15 protein-coding genes are annotated in these 15,166 nt (G+C 67.0%); 9 read left to right on the forward strand and 6 right to left on the reverse strand.

All coding sequences use genetic code 11. The features are described from left to right. Positions 1-71: 71 nt before the first annotated feature. The 6 genes from VUN84_03040 to VUN84_03065 all read left to right on the forward strand — a co-directional run bounded on the left by VUN84_03040 (position 72) and on the right by VUN84_03065 (position 6,021). Positions 72-389 carry a DUF3263 domain-containing protein gene (locus VUN84_03040; GenBank protein XAS64667.1) on the forward strand — a complete coding sequence of 106 codons (318 nt, stop codon included), beginning with the start codon at positions 72-74 and terminating at the stop codon, positions 387-389. Positions 390-471: 82 nt separating this feature from the next. Further along, complete coding sequence (locus tag VUN84_03045; GenBank protein XAS64668.1) at positions 472-1,140, forward strand: LytR C-terminal domain-containing protein; 669 nt, start codon at positions 472-474, stop codon at positions 1,138-1,140. A gap of 161 nt (positions 1,141-1,301) precedes the next feature. Then, on the forward strand, positions 1,302-1,508 hold the full coding sequence (locus VUN84_03050; GenBank protein ID XAS64669.1) for a cold-shock protein: 207 nt from the start codon (positions 1,302-1,304) through the stop codon (positions 1,506-1,508). A gap of 122 nt (positions 1,509-1,630) precedes the next feature. Then, positions 1,631-2,869 (forward strand): ABC transporter substrate-binding protein, encoded by a 1,239-nt coding sequence (locus VUN84_03055; protein ID XAS65743.1) that lies wholly within the window; start codon positions 1,631-1,633, stop codon positions 2,867-2,869. A gap of 317 nt (positions 2,870-3,186) precedes the next feature. After that, the gene (gene groL / locus VUN84_03060; protein ID XAS64670.1) at positions 3,187-4,824 is read left to right on the forward strand and encodes a chaperonin GroEL; all 1,638 of its coding nucleotides are present in this window, start codon (positions 3,187-3,189) and stop codon (positions 4,822-4,824) included. A gap of 150 nt (positions 4,825-4,974) precedes the next feature. Next, a complete protein-coding gene (locus VUN84_03065; protein ID XAS64671.1) occupies positions 4,975-6,021 on the forward strand; it encodes a ribonuclease HI family protein in 1,047 nt (348 codons plus the stop codon). 61 nt (positions 6,022-6,082) lie between these two features. Here VUN84_03065 and VUN84_03070 read toward each other — a convergent pair whose 3' ends face one another. The 3 genes from VUN84_03070 to VUN84_03080 all read right to left on the reverse strand — a co-directional run bounded on the left by VUN84_03070 (position 6,083) and on the right by VUN84_03080 (position 8,758). After that, complete coding sequence (locus tag VUN84_03070; GenBank protein ID XAS64672.1) at positions 6,083-6,370, reverse strand: WXG100 family type VII secretion target; 288 nt, start codon at positions 6,368-6,370, stop codon at positions 6,083-6,085. 127 nt (positions 6,371-6,497) lie between these two features. Beyond that, positions 6,498-8,042, reverse strand: coding sequence for a HAMP domain-containing sensor histidine kinase (locus tag VUN84_03075; protein XAS65744.1), 1,545 nt, complete (start codon positions 8,040-8,042; stop codon positions 6,498-6,500). Positions 8,043-8,047: 5 nt separating this feature from the next. After that, positions 8,048-8,758 carry a response regulator transcription factor gene (locus VUN84_03080; GenBank protein ID XAS64673.1) on the reverse strand — a complete coding sequence of 237 codons (711 nt, stop codon included), beginning with the start codon at positions 8,756-8,758 and terminating at the stop codon, positions 8,048-8,050. Positions 8,759-8,975: 217 nt separating this feature from the next. On the opposite strand from VUN84_03080, the gene VUN84_03085 reads away from it, so the two are divergent. Together VUN84_03085 and VUN84_03090 are read left to right on the forward strand one after the other, a co-directional pair. Further along, entirely contained in the window at positions 8,976-9,236 is a 261-nt protein-coding gene (locus VUN84_03085) for a hypothetical protein (GenBank protein ID XAS64674.1), read from the forward strand. 2 nt (positions 9,237-9,238) lie between these two features. After that, complete coding sequence (locus tag VUN84_03090) at positions 9,239-10,114, forward strand: FHA domain-containing protein (GenBank protein ID XAS64675.1); 876 nt, start codon at positions 9,239-9,241, stop codon at positions 10,112-10,114. Between the two features lie 104 nt (positions 10,115-10,218). Here the strand turns inward: VUN84_03090 and VUN84_03095 are convergent, their stop codons facing one another. The 3 genes from VUN84_03095 to VUN84_03105 are packed head-to-tail and all read right to left on the reverse strand — an operon-like array spanning position 10,219 to position 14,601. Continuing rightward, complete coding sequence (locus VUN84_03095) at positions 10,219-11,874, reverse strand: DNA repair helicase XPB (GenBank protein XAS64676.1); 1,656 nt, start codon at positions 11,872-11,874, stop codon at positions 10,219-10,221. Further along, complete coding sequence (locus VUN84_03100; GenBank protein ID XAS64677.1) at positions 11,871-14,357, reverse strand: helicase-associated domain-containing protein; 2,487 nt, start codon at positions 14,355-14,357, stop codon at positions 11,871-11,873. The genes VUN84_03095 and VUN84_03100 overlap by 4 nt, the downstream gene beginning before the upstream one ends. Positions 14,358-14,367: 10 nt before the next feature. After that, a complete protein-coding gene (locus tag VUN84_03105) occupies positions 14,368-14,601 on the reverse strand; it encodes a hypothetical protein (GenBank protein ID XAS64678.1) in 234 nt (77 codons plus the stop codon). 178 nt (positions 14,602-14,779) lie between these two features. Between VUN84_03105 and VUN84_03110 the strand changes: the two genes are divergently transcribed. Continuing rightward, positions 14,780-15,163, forward strand: coding sequence for a cold shock domain-containing protein (locus VUN84_03110; protein ID XAS64679.1), 384 nt, complete (start codon positions 14,780-14,782; stop codon positions 15,161-15,163). Positions 15,164-15,166: the final 3 nt, after the last annotated feature.

The following is a 15,166-nucleotide window of genomic DNA, read 5'->3' on the forward strand; positions in this document are numbered from 1 at the left end:
AAATGACAACCCTGTTATTCGCCCGTAACATGGAAAAAGACTTTTCAGCCGAGCCAGCCAGGGAGTGTGTCATGGCCGAACAAGCGCAAGAGCACCTGTCGACGGCGGGATCGCCTGCCGAAAGCGCCAGCGCCGAGTCGCCGCTGAGCAGCCGGGACCAGCAGATGCTGGCTCTGGAACGGCAATGGTGGAAGTACGCCGGCGCCAAGGAGCAAGCCATCCGGGAGCTCTTCGACCTCTCGGCGACGCACTATTATCAAATCCTCAATGCCCTCATCGACACCGAGGATGCCCTGGCCCACGATCCCATGTTGGTTAAGAGATTGCGTAGACTACGTACGTCACGCCAGCGGGCCCGCACCGCCCGCCGCCTCGGCTCGGACGCCTAACAGCGCCGCTACATCTTGCGGGTTCGTGCAGCGATGCCGGCGTGGTAACCCCGTCAGAAATCAGCAAGGACCTCGTGTGACCATGACCAAATACGCTCGCGATGAATTCGATCGGGTCCCGGAGACTTCCGCACGCCAGGGTGTGCACCGGACAGCTGCCGAAATCCGCCGCCGACGCCGTCTGGGTCCGGTCCTGACTGCCGGCGCCGCGGCCCTCGCCGTTGGTGTGCTGGCCTTCCTGTTCCTCCCGCATCCCGGTCTGTCCTCCACCGGACAGACTCCGGCAGCTCCCGGCAGCAGTTCGGTGGCGTCGCCTGCACCGGCGGCGGCCGGCGGGCCTTCGGCCAGCCAGGCGGCCAGCGGAACGCCGTCCGCGCCCGCTCCGACCTCCTCCGCTCCGACCTCCTCAGCTCCGACCTCTTCAGCTCCGACCTCCTCAGCTCCGACCTCCTCAGCTCCGCCGGATGATGCCCCCGTGGACAAGACCCAGCCGGTGGCCGTGTTCAATGGCTCCGTTACGGCCGGGCTGGCAACGCGGGTGGGCGCTACGGTATCCGCCGACGGCTGGACCCTCGGAGCGTTGGGAAACTGGGGCGGCGCCCCTCAACAGGCCTCGGTGATCTTCTACAGCGGCGCTGCGCAAAAGGGCAACGCCGAAGCGCTCGGCCAGCTCCTGGGCATCCCGAGCGTCGTGGACTCGGCGGAGTTCGAGGTGCCGCTCGTCGTGGTCCTCGCGCCTGGTTTCCGGTAAGTCATTTCGGTTACGCCTGAATAACTATTACCGGCCGGACCGGCCCGCCATCCCGCGCCGCGCACGGTGGCTGCGGGTACAGTGTTCGCGGACTTCTTTTTGCATTCCGCGGCCCACATTGCGGTGGGGCGCCCGCACAGCCGACTGAAAGTGGAAAAGCCATGGCATTGGGAACCGTCAAATGGTTTAACGCCGAGAAGGGCTACGGTTTCATCACCGTGGACAGCTCCGGAGCCGACGTCTTCGTGCATTGGTCCGCCATCGCGGGGGACGGCTACCGCGCCCTGGACGAGGGCCAGCGCGTGGAACTCGAGATCGGCGAGGGCGAAAAGGGCCCGCAGGCCGAAAGTGTCCGGCCCGCCCCGTGACCCATGCCGCCGCCGCGCACCACTTACAGGACCCTGACGGAACAGGGCCGGCCGGGCCGGCCACCCAAAGCGCCACCCGCCGCCGCCGGACTGCTGCCCTGCCCCTGGTCCGGGCTGCCGCCATGGCGGCAGCGGCCGCACTGACCACCACCGCGTGCCTCGGCCCGTCCGGCGGAACACGCCTGGAACAGGCCGATGCGAGCGGTGACGGCACCCTGCGGATCGGGATGATCCTGGACAACACCGGACCCCAGGGCTTCCTCAACGCTCCGCAGCTGGCCGCTGCGAAGCTGGCTATCAGGGACATCAACGCTGCCGGGGGGCACAAAGGCAAACCGGTGGAGCTGCTTCCGCCCACGATCGGTGATGACACATCGGCGCAGGCGACGGCGCTGGTTGCAGCCAACGCCGATGTGGTCATTGGCCCCACAGACTCGAGCCGTGCGCCTGCCGCCATCGATGTCCTGGCCCATGCCAAGATCGCCGTAATTTCGCCCGCCAACTCGGCCAGCGGTCTCAGCAGCTATTCGAGCGAAGGCTATTATTTCCGCACTTCCGCGGCGGACATCGCGCAGGCCCCCGTCCTGGTCAAGCTCGCCAAGGACGGCGGCGCGGCAAGCATCGCCGTGGTCCACGAGGAGGGCAGTTACGGCAAGGATGTGTCCACCGCCGTGGCAGCCGCGGCCAAGGACTCGGGTCTCAAAGTCGTGGCCTCTGCCAGCTTCGCTCCGGGCCAGGCCCGGCAGGCGGCGGACGCTGTGAAAGCTGCGGTCCCCGACGCCGTCGTGCTGGTCTCCCGCGCAGGCGCCCAGGGCGCCATCGCCGAACTGAACAATGCCGGCGTCGCCGGGAAGAAGCTCCTCCTCAGCGACGGGGCCGTCAACGCCTACGGGTCGGGGCTCGGTTCCAGCGCCCTCGACGGCGCGCGGGGAATCCTTCCGGGGACGTTTGCTTCCGCACATTTCCAGGCTGAACTGGTCTCCGTGGATCCGCAATTGACGGATATGACGTTCGCCGCCGAGACGTACGACGCCGTGAATCTCGCCGCCATCGCCGCCGCCGCGGCACAGGACGATGCCGGGTCCTCCATTGCTGCGGGCCTGACCGCGGTCTCGGGCGGCAAAGCCCCGGCGTCCGGCGGTGCCGCGCCGGCCGGGGAGGCTGCCGTGTGCAAGAGCTACCAGGAATGCCTGGCTGTTCTCGGGACCGGTAAGCGCGCTGACTATGACGGTGAATCCGGGCGGATCAGTTTCGATGCCCATGGTGACGTCAGCTCGGCCAATTACGTCGTGTACAGCTACGGGGCGGACAACTTGCCGACCAGAAGCGGTAGCGAAACAGCCGGCAGCAGCGGGAGTTAATCGCCCGTAGCGTATTGCGTCGGCATCCAGTGGCGCCAGCCCGCCGATAGCGGACTTCCAGCACCCCCACTGCTTGCACTCTCCCCGGGGGAGTGCTAATTATGGAGTTAGCACTCCTGCGTATTGACTGCTAAAACAACGCCCGGTTCGTCCGGCCGCGAAGTTGAGGCAGCCGTTCCTGGAGCGAAAGAAACACCTGGCTGGGGTGAGATCCCTGATCCAGCGGCATACAGAGGCCGCCGGGCAAGGATCGTCCGTCGCGGGCACCAAAGCCCAGGTTCATTCTTAACGACTGTCCCGAAAGGACTATTGCCGTTATGGCCAAGATCATTGCATTTGATGAAGAGGCACGCCGCGGTCTTGAGCGCGGCCTGAACATCCTCGCCGACGCCGTCAAGGTCACCCTCGGCCCGCGTGGACGCAACGTCGTCCTCGAAAAGAAGTGGGGCGCCCCCACGATCACCAACGATGGTGTTTCCATCGCCAAGGAGATCGAGCTGGACGATCCTTACGAGAAGATCGGCGCCGAGCTGGTCAAGGAAGTTGCCAAGAAGACGGATGACGTCGCCGGCGACGGAACCACCACCGCCACCGTGCTGGCTCAGGCACTGGTCAAGGAAGGCCTGCGCAACGTCGCGGCCGGCGCTGATCCCCTGTCCCTCAAGCGCGGCATCGAGAAGGCTGTCGACGCTGTCACCCGCGAGCTCCTGGCCTCCGCCAAGGAAATCGAAACCAAAGAAGAGATCGCCGCCACCGCGTCCATCTCTGCCGGTGACAACGAGATTGGCGCCCTGATTGCCGAAGCCCTGGATAAGGTCGGCAAGGAAGGCGTCATCACCGTCGAGGAGTCCAACACCTTCGGCCTCGAGCTGGAACTCACCGAAGGCATGCGCTTCGACAAGGGTTACATCTCCGCTTACTTCGTCACCGACGCAGAGCGCCAGGAAACGGTCCTTGAGGACCCGTACATCCTGATCGTCAACTCCAAGATCTCCAACGTCAAGGAACTGGTTGCTGTCCTCGAAAAGGTCATGCAGTCCTCCAAGCCGCTGCTGATCATTGCCGAAGACATCGAGGGCGAGGCCCTGGCCACCCTGATCGTCAACAAGATCCGTGGCACCTTCAAGTCCGTCGCCGTCAAGGCTCCGGGCTTCGGCGACCGCCGCAAGGCCCAGCTCGCCGACATTGCCATCCTCACCGGTGGCCAGGTCATCTCCGAGGAAGTCGGCCTCAAGCTTGAGACCGCCGGACTCGAACTCCTGGGCCGCGCCCGCAAGGTCGTTGTGACCAAGGACGAGACCACCATCGTTGAGGGTGCCGGCGACGCCGACCAGATCGCCGGCCGCGTTTCGCAGATCCGTGCCGAAATCGAGAATTCCGATTCGGATTACGACCGCGAGAAGCTGCAGGAGCGCCTGGCCAAGCTGGCCGGCGGCGTTGCAGTCATCAAGGCCGGCGCTGCAACCGAAGTTGAGCTCAAGGAACGCAAGCACCGCATTGAGGACGCTGTCCGCAACGCCAAGGCTGCGGTCGAAGAGGGCATTGTCGCCGGCGGCGGCGTTGCCTTGATCCAGGCCGGTGCCAAGGCATTCGCTAACCTGCAGCTCGAAGGCGACGAAGCGACCGGTGCGAACATCGTCCGTGTTGCCATCGACGCCCCGCTGAAGCAGATCGCGTTCAACGCCGGCCTCGAGCCCGGTGTTGTGGTCGACAAGGTCCGCGGCCTGCCTGCGGGCCACGGCCTCAACGCAGCCACCGGCGAATACGTCGACCTGCTGGCTGCCGGCATCAACGACCCGGTCAAGGTCACCCGCTCTGCCCTGCAGAACGCGGCGTCCATCGCCGGTCTCTTCCTCACCACCGAGGCCGTTGTGGCCGACAAGCCGGAGAAGAACGCTCCGGCTATGGGTGGCGGCGACGACATGGGCGGCATGGGCGGCATGGGCGGTTTCTAACCACCCTGCTTCCCGGGTCTGGGAAACCAGTCCTGAACGTCCAGTTCAACGGCGGCGGCTCCACCTTCGGGTGGGGCCGCCGCCGGCGTTAAGCCGGTGCCGGCTCCGGCGGTGACAGCTATGCCGGCGGGTGTCTGGCAGGATGGTGCAGTGACAATTACAGCAGCAGCCGACGGTTCGGCATTAGGAAATCCCGGCCCGGCCGGTTGGGCCTGGTACGTCAACGATGACTGCTGGCGGGCCGGCGGATGGCCGCACGGCACCAACAACATGGGCGAGCTCATGGCCGTGCTGGATCTCTTCCACGCCACCGCGCACCTGCCCGGCGAGGACCTGCACATCCTCTGCGACAGCCAGTACGTCATCAACTCGGTCACCAAATGGATGCCGGGCTGGAAGCGCAAAGGCTGGCGCAAGTCCGACGGCAAGCCCGTGATGAACGTCGAGCTGCTCAAGGAAATCGACAAGGCGCTGGCCGGCCGGAAATACACCTTCGAGTGGGTGCGCGGCCATGCCGGGCATGACCTCAACGAGGCAGCGGATGACCGCGCCCGTGCGGCCGCAACGTCCTACCAGCAGGGCGTGGCGGTGCGCCAGGGGCCCGGTTTCGGCACCGCTGCCCCTGCTTCCGTGGCCCTTGATTCCGCCGCGCCCGCGGCCCAGCCAGCCGCGGCAGCTCCTGCGCCCCGGCAGGCGGCGCCCCCGGCAGAACCGGAGCCGGTCCGCCGGCGGCAGTTGTTCGATGTGTACCCCAACGCCGCAGCGCCGTCCCTGTTTTCGGAGCCCTCGCTCTTCGACGAGCCGGACCTCTTCAGCGAACTCGACGAGGACACCACGCCGGCCCCCGGTATGGACGCAAGCCCCGAGGCAATCGTCGAGGCGCTCGAGCGTGAGCTCCTCCGCCCGGAGACCCGCGCCGACATCGGACGCACCGGGATCCTCCTGCACCCGGAGTTCACCGAAATCGGCAGCTCGGGCCGGATGTGGACCCGGGACGCCGTAATGATGTCCCTGGCAGAGCAGCCCGGCGGCCCCGCAGACCTCGAGGTGATCGGCGCGGACCGGCTGGGTGAGCAGACCATCCTGCTTACCTACCGCAGCCACACCCGGACTGGAACGGCCCTGCGCAGCTCTCTTTGGGTTCACGACGGGGCGCAATGGCGGCTTCGGTTCCACCAGGGCACCCCCGAGGTTTGAGGCTTTCTCCGGCGGACAGGGCATGCCCGAGGTTTGCGGCGGTCTCCGGCGGACAGGCGGATCAGCTGAAACGCTGCGTGTTGCCCAGCTCTGCCTGGGCGTAGCTCGCCGCCGCGGAGGTCAGCGCGAGGTTGATTGACGCCAGGGACGCCTCAACTTTTCCCTGGGTCAGGGTCCACTCGGACACCAGGGCGTGAAAGTTGGTGGCCGCCGAGCCCCGCCAGGTGGCTTGTAGCTCGTCGAGCCCGCGTTTCATGGCCTGGACGTCGGCGCTGATCCGGTCCACGGTGGCCTTGACGTTGGCCGATTTGAGCTCGAGGAGTTCTGTATCGACGGTGATGATGCTCATGGGCTGGCCTTTCTCTGCAATATCGCTGGTCCGGGTTTTCCGGTTCATTGCGAGCCTAGTCAGGCGCCCGGGTGCGGGGGAGCGAGGGCCGCGCTATGTGGAAAAAGCCGGTGCTGCCACGAACCGGTCAGCTCCTGGCAGCGTCACCTGCACCTGCACCTGCACCGGCACCTGCACCGGCGCCGGCGCCGGCACCTGAACCTGCACCGGAGCCGGCCTCGTCGTCCCGGGCGTCGTCCGGAGCCTCATCCAGGAACGGCAGGCTGACCACGAGCGTGGCCCCGCCGCCGTCCGTCCGTGCAACCCGAACGCTGCCGGCATGCGCGCCGACGATGGCTGCCACGATCGCCAGTCCCAGCCCGCTGCCGCCGGTCTCCCGGGTGCGGGACGTGTCCGCCCGGTAGAACCGCTCGAAGATCCGTGCGGCCTCCTCGTCCGGGACGCCGGGACCGTGGTCGCGGACCTCAATAACGGACCGCCGGGCGCCGTCCTGGCCGGTCCGGACCCCGACGGCCAGTTCGATCGGGGTGCCGGCAGGGGTGTAGCGCAACGCGTTGCCTACCAGGTTGCCCACCACCTGCCGGAGTTTGGCCTCCTCGCCCAGCACAGGCGCCGGAGCCGGGGGACCGCCGTCGAACCCGGTCAGGGTGATGGCGCGGCTGCGGTCACTCGCCTGGGTATCGACCACGGCGTCGTTGGCCACCAGCAGCAGGTCGGCGGGTTTTTGCTGCAGCGGCCTCTGCTCGTCGATCCTTGCCAGCAGCAACAGGTCCTCCACCATGGTGCCCATCCGCTTGGCCTCGCTTTCGATCCGGCTCATGGCCGTGGCGACGTCTTCGGGCGTGGACAGGGCGCCGTGCCGGTACAGCTCGGAGAAACCCCGAATCGTCACGAGGGGGGTCCGCAGCTCGTGGGAGGCGTCGGCGGCGAAGCGCCGCATCCGCTCCTCGGACGCCATCCGGGCGGCAAAGGCAGTCTCGATGTGGGCGAGCATGGCGTTGAGGGAGCTGCCCAGCCGGCCCACCTCGGTGTTGGGGTTCTCCAGTTCCACGCGACGGGAGAGGTCACCGGCGGCAATTGCCGCGGCCGTCCTTTCGACCCGTGCCAGGGGCCGGAACGACCGGGAAATGCTCCAGGTGGCGATGAAGAAGGCCAAAACCAGCGTCAGCAGCCCGACGCCGACGACCACCAGCACGGCATGTTCCATCACCGAATCCACCGGCCACAAGGGCAGCCCGATCACCACCACGGAACTGCGCTCGTTGCTGTCGACGACGTTGAGCGCGACCACCCGCCAGTTGCGCCCGTCCGTGCCGCGGACCAGGAACGGGGCCAGCTGGCGCTCTGCGGCGTCCGTGGCGCTGATGCTGGCGATGTCCGGGTGGACGTCCTTGTTGCCGCCAAACGGCCGCGGCGGCTGTCCCGGTGTGAAGAGCATCAGCGAGTAGTCGGTGGGGATGCTCTGGTTCTGTTCCTGCAACTGGCTAAATGACTGCTGCTGCCGGACGGAGGCCACGGCGGCACGGAGCTTGTCGTCTACCTGCCCCTGCAGGTAGCTGTGCAGCAGGGTCAACGTTCCCGCGCCGGTGACGGTGAGCGCCACCAGCATCAGGGCGGTCATGATGGCGACAAGCTGCGACCTCAGGGACGCCGACTTCCAACGGTGGAGCAACAAGGTCAGCGCTTCTCGGCCGTCCGCAGCACGTAACCCACGCCCCGCTTGGTTTGGATCAGCGCCGGGGCATCGGCATCAATGTCCACTTTGCGGCGGAGGTAGGAGATGTAGGACTCCACGATGGAGGCGTCGCCGTTGAAGTCGTACTCCCACACGTGGTCCAGGATCTGTGCCTTGGACAGCACGCGGTTGGGGTTGAGCATGAGGTAGCGCAGCAGCTTGAATTCGGTGGGGGACAGCTCAATCACCGTGCCGCCGCGGCGGACCTCGTGGGCGTCATCGTCGAGTTCCAGGTCATCGACGCGGATAACGGCGTCGTCGTCCTGCAGGGGCTGGGTGCGGCGGAGCACGGCGCGGATGCGGGCCACAACCTCGTCGAGGCTGAACGGCTTGGTGACGTAGTCGTCGCCACCCACGGTCAATCCCATCACCTTGTCCTCGGTGTCATCCTTGGCGGTCAGGAAGAGCACGGGGAAGTGTTTACCGGCGGCGCGCAGCCGGCGGGTGACGGTGAAGCCGTCCATATCAGGCAGCATCACGTCAAGCACGGCAAGATCGGGGGAGTGCAGATCCACCGCTGCCAGTGCCTCACGCCCGTTGGAGGCAGAGACGACCTCAAAGCCGGCGAAGCGCAACGAGGTGGACAGCAGCTCGCGGATGTTCGGTTCATCGTCAACGACGAGCAGCTTGGCTTCCGGACCGTTCTTTTTCATAGTTCCCATAATGCTCCCGGAATCTGGGAGTTTTCTGTATGGGAGATGTGTGTTGGATGGACCAGGGCGGCCGCCGGCCGCGGCGGTCGACCGTACGGGAAATCAAGGGGCCCCGCCCAAGGCATTCCCCTCCGCGCAGGCCGCTACTAGAGTGGCCATATCGAACCCACTTTGCCGCGGCGGTACGAGCGACCGGCAGCCAACAAGGAGCACACAAGTGACGACTGAGAGCAATGCAGCCAGCAGTGCGGGATCCGCTGACCGGAGCATCCGGGACTGGGCGGACCTGGCCGAAGAGATGTGGTCCTACCTGACCGGCAAGGGCGCCGCGATCAATTACAACTTCGTCGACATGACGATCGAAGTTCCCCGTGACATTGGCCCGGACGCGCCGCGCGCCACCTGGAAGCTGAATGGAAGCCTCCGTGTGACCACCAGCGACAAGGATGCAGCGGGTTCAGACGAGAACAGAAGCTGACCTTGGCCCCGCGATTCAGGGCCGATATCAATCTGGACTTCTCGCTCCAGGAGCCGTCCGGGGAAGAGGTCCGCGGATCGGTGCAGGCGTCCGGGTCCGAGGTGGTGGTCTCCTTGGAGAGCATGGGCGCCCTGCTGTCCCAGCGGATGCCGTCTCTGGGCGATATGCGGCCGCTGGCCCAAACCTTGTCCGACCAGGGCCTGACAGTGGCTGTGGATGGGCCCGATGGCAGAATCATCAGCCTCGGCGCCGTCGCGGCTCCTGCCTCCCAGCGCGTGATTACCAGGTCACCGCACATCAAACTGGGAAAGTTGGGTGCGCTGGCGCCCATGCTGAAGCGGGGCAGGCGCGCTCCGGCACGGGGGTTCTCCCTGCTTCCACCAGGCACGCTGTTGCCGCTGCTGCCCACGGTGAAGCGCAAGATCCCCCGGCGCATCACCACCACGCACTACACGCGCGGCGGCGGCTCTCCGCGATTGATTTTCGTCCAGGACTCGGAATCCTGGAACGGACAGGTCCCGCGGGTATTCAGCCTTGCTGCCGAGCGTGTAAGCATCGGCAGCGACCCCGCTGTAGACCTGCAACTGCCCGGCCTCGAAGGGATCCACGCGGAAATCGTCCATAACGAGCAGGACGAATATGTCCTGGTCCGGCACGGCAAAGTCACGGGCAGCTTCGCTCCCGGATCCTCGTCTGTGTTGCGCACCGGCGCCCGGCTCCAAATGGGTCAGTGGTGCCTGGCTTTCTTCCGGGAGGAATACGCAGACCACGGGCGTCCCTTCGGCGGGCGCAGCGGCGGCGAATTTGCCTACCAGCGGCCCCAGCGGGATCCGCGCACCGGGGCGCTGGAACGGGACAGTTCGACGTATATCCGCTGACCGGGGACGCCCCGGTGCCGCGCGTCGGCCCGGTCCGGGTGCGGACCGGGCCGACGTGCGCCGGGCAGCTTGCGGACCGCAAGGCCCGCGTGCGGGCGCTGCGGTCATTCGGTCGGCGAACCCGTGCCGACGTCCCTGGCGTCCATGATCCGGTAGGCGTAGCCCTGCTCGGCCAGGAACCGTTGGCGCTTAGCCGCGAAGTCCTGGTCCAGGGTGTCCCGGGCCACCAGGGAGTAAAAGCGCGCAGCGCGGCCGTCCTTCTTGGGACGCAGCAGCCGGCCAAGGCGCTGGGCCTCCTCCTGCCGGGAGCCAAAGGATCCGGACACCTGGATGGCCACCGACGCCTCCGGCAGGTCGATGGAGAAGTTGGCCACCTTGGACACCACCAGGGTGTGCACCTCCCCGGCGCGGAAGGCATCGAAAAGCTTCTGGCGTTCCTTGACGGACGTGTCGCCCTTGATCACCGGCGCCTGCAGGCGCTCGCCGATCTCATCGAGCTGGTCGATGTATTGTCCGATCACCAGCAGTTGCTCACCGGCATGCTCGGCCACGAGTCGCTCCACCACCAGGGTCTTGGACTCGGACGTGGCGCAGAGCCGGTACTTGTCCGCGTCCTCGGCCATCGCGTAGGCCACACGTTCATCGCGGGGCAGATCAATCCGCACCTCGACGCAGTCCGCCGGCGCAATGTAGCCCTGCGCCTCGATGTCCTTCCACGGCGCGTCGTAGCGCTTGGGCCCGATCAGGCTGAAGACCTCGCCCTCTCGGCCGTCCTCACGGATCAACGTGGCGGTCAGGCCGAGCCTGCGGCGGGCCTGCAGGTCCGCGGTCATTCGGAAGATCGGGGCAGGCAGGAGATGGACCTCGTCGTAGATGATCAGCCCCCAGTCGTTGCCGTCCACGAGCTCAAGGTGGGGGTAGAGGCCGCCGCGCTTGGTGGTCAGCACCTGGTAGGTGGCGATGGTGACGGGGCGTACTTCCTTCACGGACCCCGAGTACTCGCCGATTTCCTCCTCGGTGAGCGACGTGCGCTTAAGCAGTTCCTCCTTCCACTGCCGGGCAGAGACCGTGTTGGTCACCAGGATCAGCGTGGTGGTGGAGCTGGTGGCCATCGCGGCGGCTCCCACGAGCGTCTTGCCGGCGCCGCACGGCAGGACGACGACGCCGCTGCCGTCGGCCCAGAAGTTCTCCATCGCCAGCTGCTGGTACGGGCGCAGCTTCCAGCCGGTCTCGTTAAGTACGATCGGGTGCGGCGTGCCGTCAACGTACCCGGCGAGGTCCTCCGCCGGCCAGCCGATCTTCAGCAGCAGCTGCTTGAGCTGGCCGCGCTGGGAGGAGTGCACCACCACGGTTTCAGCGTCAATCCTCGGACCCAGCAGGGGCGCGATCTTCTTGGCGCGGCTGACCTCCTCCAGAACCGGATAGTCCGAGGTGCGCATCACGAGCCCGTGCTGGGGATCTTTTTCGAGCCGCAGCCGGCCATACCGGGACATGGTTTCCTCGACATCGATCAGCAGGGAATGCGGCACCGGGAAACGGGAGTACTTCAGCAGGGTATCGAGTACCTTTTCGGCATCCAGGCCGGCGGCCCGCGCGTTCCACAGGCCCAACGGCGTGAGCCGGTAGCTGTGGATGTGCTCGGGGGCGCGCTCAAGTTCGGCGAAGGCGGCGATGGCGTGACGGGCCTCGGTGGCGAGCTCGTGATCCACTTCGAGCAGGATGGTTTTATCACTCTGGACGATCAGCGGTCCATCGTTCACTGGAGCAATTCCTCTGCGGCTTCTACGTCAATAATCCGGTGGATGGACAGTACGCGTTCGGTTTCCTTCGCCGGGTCGAAGACCCGGACCCGTCCGCCAGTTACAGCTACCGGAACAACCGTTTCCCGCACCGCATTCCCCATGCCGTCGACGACGTTCATCACCACCCGTTGTTTGAGCCGGATCGCTTTCTGCAGGGTTTCCAGACCGATCTGGGTCGCTTCCTCGCTGCCGGGGGCCAGCGCGGGATGGCCGCCGCCCGCGGCGGCGGTTTCGTTGCGCAGCACTGCCAGCTGGGCATCGACGTCGGCCTCCGGCGGGGCTGTGCGCGGGGCGCTGTAGACCGGCCGGACACTTCCGGGCGCCGCGACGGTGCGGCGCAGCCGGACCCCGGCGGCCTCCGATTCGTCCACGGCGGGCGCGAGGCCCAGGCTCCGGAGCAGCTGCGCTGTTTCCCGCGGTGCGGCGTGCGAGAGAAGCACAGTGGGTGCGATCCGAACCAGTCCCAGGCCGGCGGCGCCGGGGGTGTTGAGGAGTTCCAGGAGGGCCGTTTCGTCGTCGCTCTGGATGAAACTCGCCGCGGAGCCGACGCGCAGCCGGGCATGCCGGGCGGCGGTGTCCTCAATCAGGTACTTTAACGGCTGCGGGATCGCGGTGGCCGAGTGCTGGCTGAGGAAGTCCAGCAAGGCGTGGGCATCGTGGCCGGCATCGAGTGCGCGCCGGACGGAAGCGACCGAGAACCGGTAGATCGTGGCTGGTCCCTGGCCCTCGGCGTCGGCCATGGTGAGGAGCTTCTCGGTCAGTTCCGGTGCGAGGTACCCCGGGGCCACCGCCGTAAGGTCGGCCTGAAGCAGCACATGGTTCAAGGCCGCTGGCAGGTGTTCGCCCAGGATTCCCATCGCCTCGTCGGGCTGCTCGGCGGCGATGGCCGCGCCGATCTGGCTGAGCGCGCCGGAGCCGATGAGGCCCAGGAGCTCTGCCTCCGCCAGGACTCCCTGGATCAGTGAGCTGAAACGCCGTGCCATCCGGGGCTGGGCCCAGTCGGCGCGCTCCAGCACGGCCGCGGCATCCAGAACCGGTGCCTGCCCGTCGGCGGCAGCGGCCTCCGCGGTCAGTTCGGCCAGGATTTCAAGGATCCGTTTCCGGACGACCGGGGCGTCCGGACGCTGGGCTTCGGCCGAGAGCGCATTGATGGTGGTGCCGGCCACGCCGCGGTGAAGGGCGGGGACCGCCGACTGGCCGGAGACCGGCTGGCCCACGAGGGAGGGCGCCCGCTCGCTGGCGAGCCAGGCGTTGACCAGCCAAAGCCACTGTTCCTGCCGCGGCAGCGTCAGCCACTCAAGCTGAGCAGGCTGGACCCAGGCCGAACTGTCAACGTCGAGGCGGATCAGGCCGGCAAGAGCACATAATTCCGCCAGCACGCCGGCCTCGGGCAGCTGAACCCGCAGCGCGTCCGCCAAACGCTTGAGCTCCCGGACGCCCACCCCGCCGCTGCGCAGGGTAACGAGGGGCTGTCCCCGCAGGACGTGCAGCAATTCGCCCACCAACCGCAGCGTCTCGGCGATCGCGCCCAGCGCGGCGTTGCGGCGCAATCCGGCTGAGGTCCATCCCAGCTGCGGGACCGGGGGAGTCAACGCAAAGTTCTCGATGATATGCCCGCCGCGCAGGGACACCCCCACGCTGTGCGGGAGTTCGACGTGGGCGGCGTCCAGCGGCACCAGCAGCCCGCGCGCGAGAAGCCAGTCCACCGGCCCTACGTCGGCCGGCTCGTGCAGCACGCACGCGCGCCGTTGCGCCTGTGGAACCGCGCCCATGGCCCAGTTCCCGAAACGTGCCAGCAACGCCGTGGTGCGCTCAGGTGCGGTCTCCAGGATTTGCCGGAGCGACTCCGGTGTGTCCGTCCAGTGCTGCAGCGACAAGGCAGCTTCCATCGGGGTGGCTGCGGGCGAGATGGCCGCACCGTGGTGGTGCAGTTCCCCGACCAGTTGCACGGCGCGCTGGGCGAAGGCCGGCTGGAGCCGCACGAGTTCGGTGTAGCTGCGCCCCAGCCCGGCCGGGTAAATCCCGATCACATCCTTGAGGCTGCCCACCGGCAGGTAGTAGCGGTGCTTTGCGGCGGCCGGGGCGGTGCCGTGCGGGGGTTCGGCGCGGTGGACCAGCGCCAGGTCCTGCAGCGACTGCAGCATCCTTTCAATGGCCGCGAGGGAGGCGCCGTTGATCAGCTTCTTCAGCGGCGGGGCCGAGGCGCTGTGCCCGGTGTCCGTGTTGGTGCACAGGTGCAAAGTTTCCAGGACCTGCATTTGTGGTCGGTTGAGTCGCTCCAAGGCGCGCTGGACGCTGACGCGGCCGCTGGCGCGGGCCGCGAGGGCGGCAAAATCCGGCACGCCGGGGGAAATGAGGTCCGGCCGCGCAGCGAACAGGGCCCGCAACGAGTCATCGCTTCGTGCCTGCAGGTCTTTGCTTAGCGCGCGGATAAGGGACATCAGTGTCAGGTTACCTTCCGTCTGGCTCTCGCGTCCGTCGCCGGGATGCGGCGCCGTCGATCACGAGCAGGAGCATCAACAAGAACGCCACCGGAAGCCCGTAGAGGGCGGTGGACGTCACCCACACAGGCGGCACGGCATGGTTGAACGCCAGCGCCATCACGAGGCCGACAGCAGCGAGCGACAGCATGGCGGCTGCTGCCGCAGCGATCAACAGTGGCCGCCGGAAACGCAGTTCAGTCATGGGGCTAACGCTAACAGTCCGGCCCGCACCGTGCCCCGAACGGCCAAAGTGGGCTCGGCACGATAACCTTGGGGGAACAGACCAACACGGTCAAGGCAGTCATCCCTTGAACCCGCATATCCATGCGGATGCGGTGGCCGTCGGCCGCGTCACCAGCAGAACGAAGAGGGTTGATTACGTGCCTACCGGCAAGGTCAAGTGGTATGACAAGGACAAGGGCTTCGGATTTCTCGCGGGCGAGGACGGCCAGGAAGTCTTCCTTCCCAAGTCCGCGCTGCCCGAGGGCGTAACCGAGCTCAAGGCCGGCACGAAGGTCGAATTCGGCGTGGCCGACGGCCGCAAGGGCGCCCAGGCCCTGGGCCTGCGGGTGCTCGAGAAGACCCCGTCCATCGCAAAGGCCAAGCGCCCCAGCGCGCGAGATCTCGCCCCGCTGGTGCAGGATCTCGTCAGCGTCCTGGACAACCTTTCCGGAACGCTGTCCGCGGGCAAGTACCCGGAAGGCAACAAGGGCAAGGCGATCGCCGTCGCCCTGCGTAAGGTTGCCGACGAGCTGGACGCGTAGGTT

The organism is Micrococcaceae bacterium Sec5.8 (assembly GCA_039636775.1).
GTDB lineage: Bacteria > Actinomycetota > Actinomycetes > Actinomycetales > Micrococcaceae > Arthrobacter.

Coding starts and splice junctions, on each gene's coding strand:
- VUN84_03040 (XAS64667.1), top strand. CDS start 72: ATGGCCGAACAAGCGCAAGAGCACCTGTCGACGGCGGGATCGCCTGCC.
- VUN84_03045 (XAS64668.1), top strand. CDS start 472: ATGACCAAATACGCTCGCGATGAATTCGATCGGGTCCCGGAGACTTCC.
- VUN84_03050 (XAS64669.1), top strand. CDS start 1,302: ATGGCATTGGGAACCGTCAAATGGTTTAACGCCGAGAAGGGCTACGGT.
- VUN84_03055 (XAS65743.1), top strand. CDS start 1,631: ATGGCGGCAGCGGCCGCACTGACCACCACCGCGTGCCTCGGCCCGTCC.
- groL (XAS64670.1), top strand. CDS start 3,187: ATGGCCAAGATCATTGCATTTGATGAAGAGGCACGCCGCGGTCTTGAG.
- VUN84_03070 (XAS64672.1), bottom strand. CDS start 6,370: ATGAGCATCATCACCGTCGATACAGAACTCCTCGAGCTCAAATCGGCC.
- VUN84_03080 (XAS64673.1), bottom strand. CDS start 8,758: ATGAAAAAGAACGGTCCGGAAGCCAAGCTGCTCGTCGTTGACGATGAA.
- VUN84_03100 (XAS64677.1), bottom strand. CDS start 14,357: ATGTCCCTTATCCGCGCGCTAAGCAAAGACCTGCAGGCACGAAGCGAT.
- VUN84_03105 (XAS64678.1), bottom strand. CDS start 14,601: ATGACTGAACTGCGTTTCCGGCGGCCACTGTTGATCGCTGCGGCAGCA.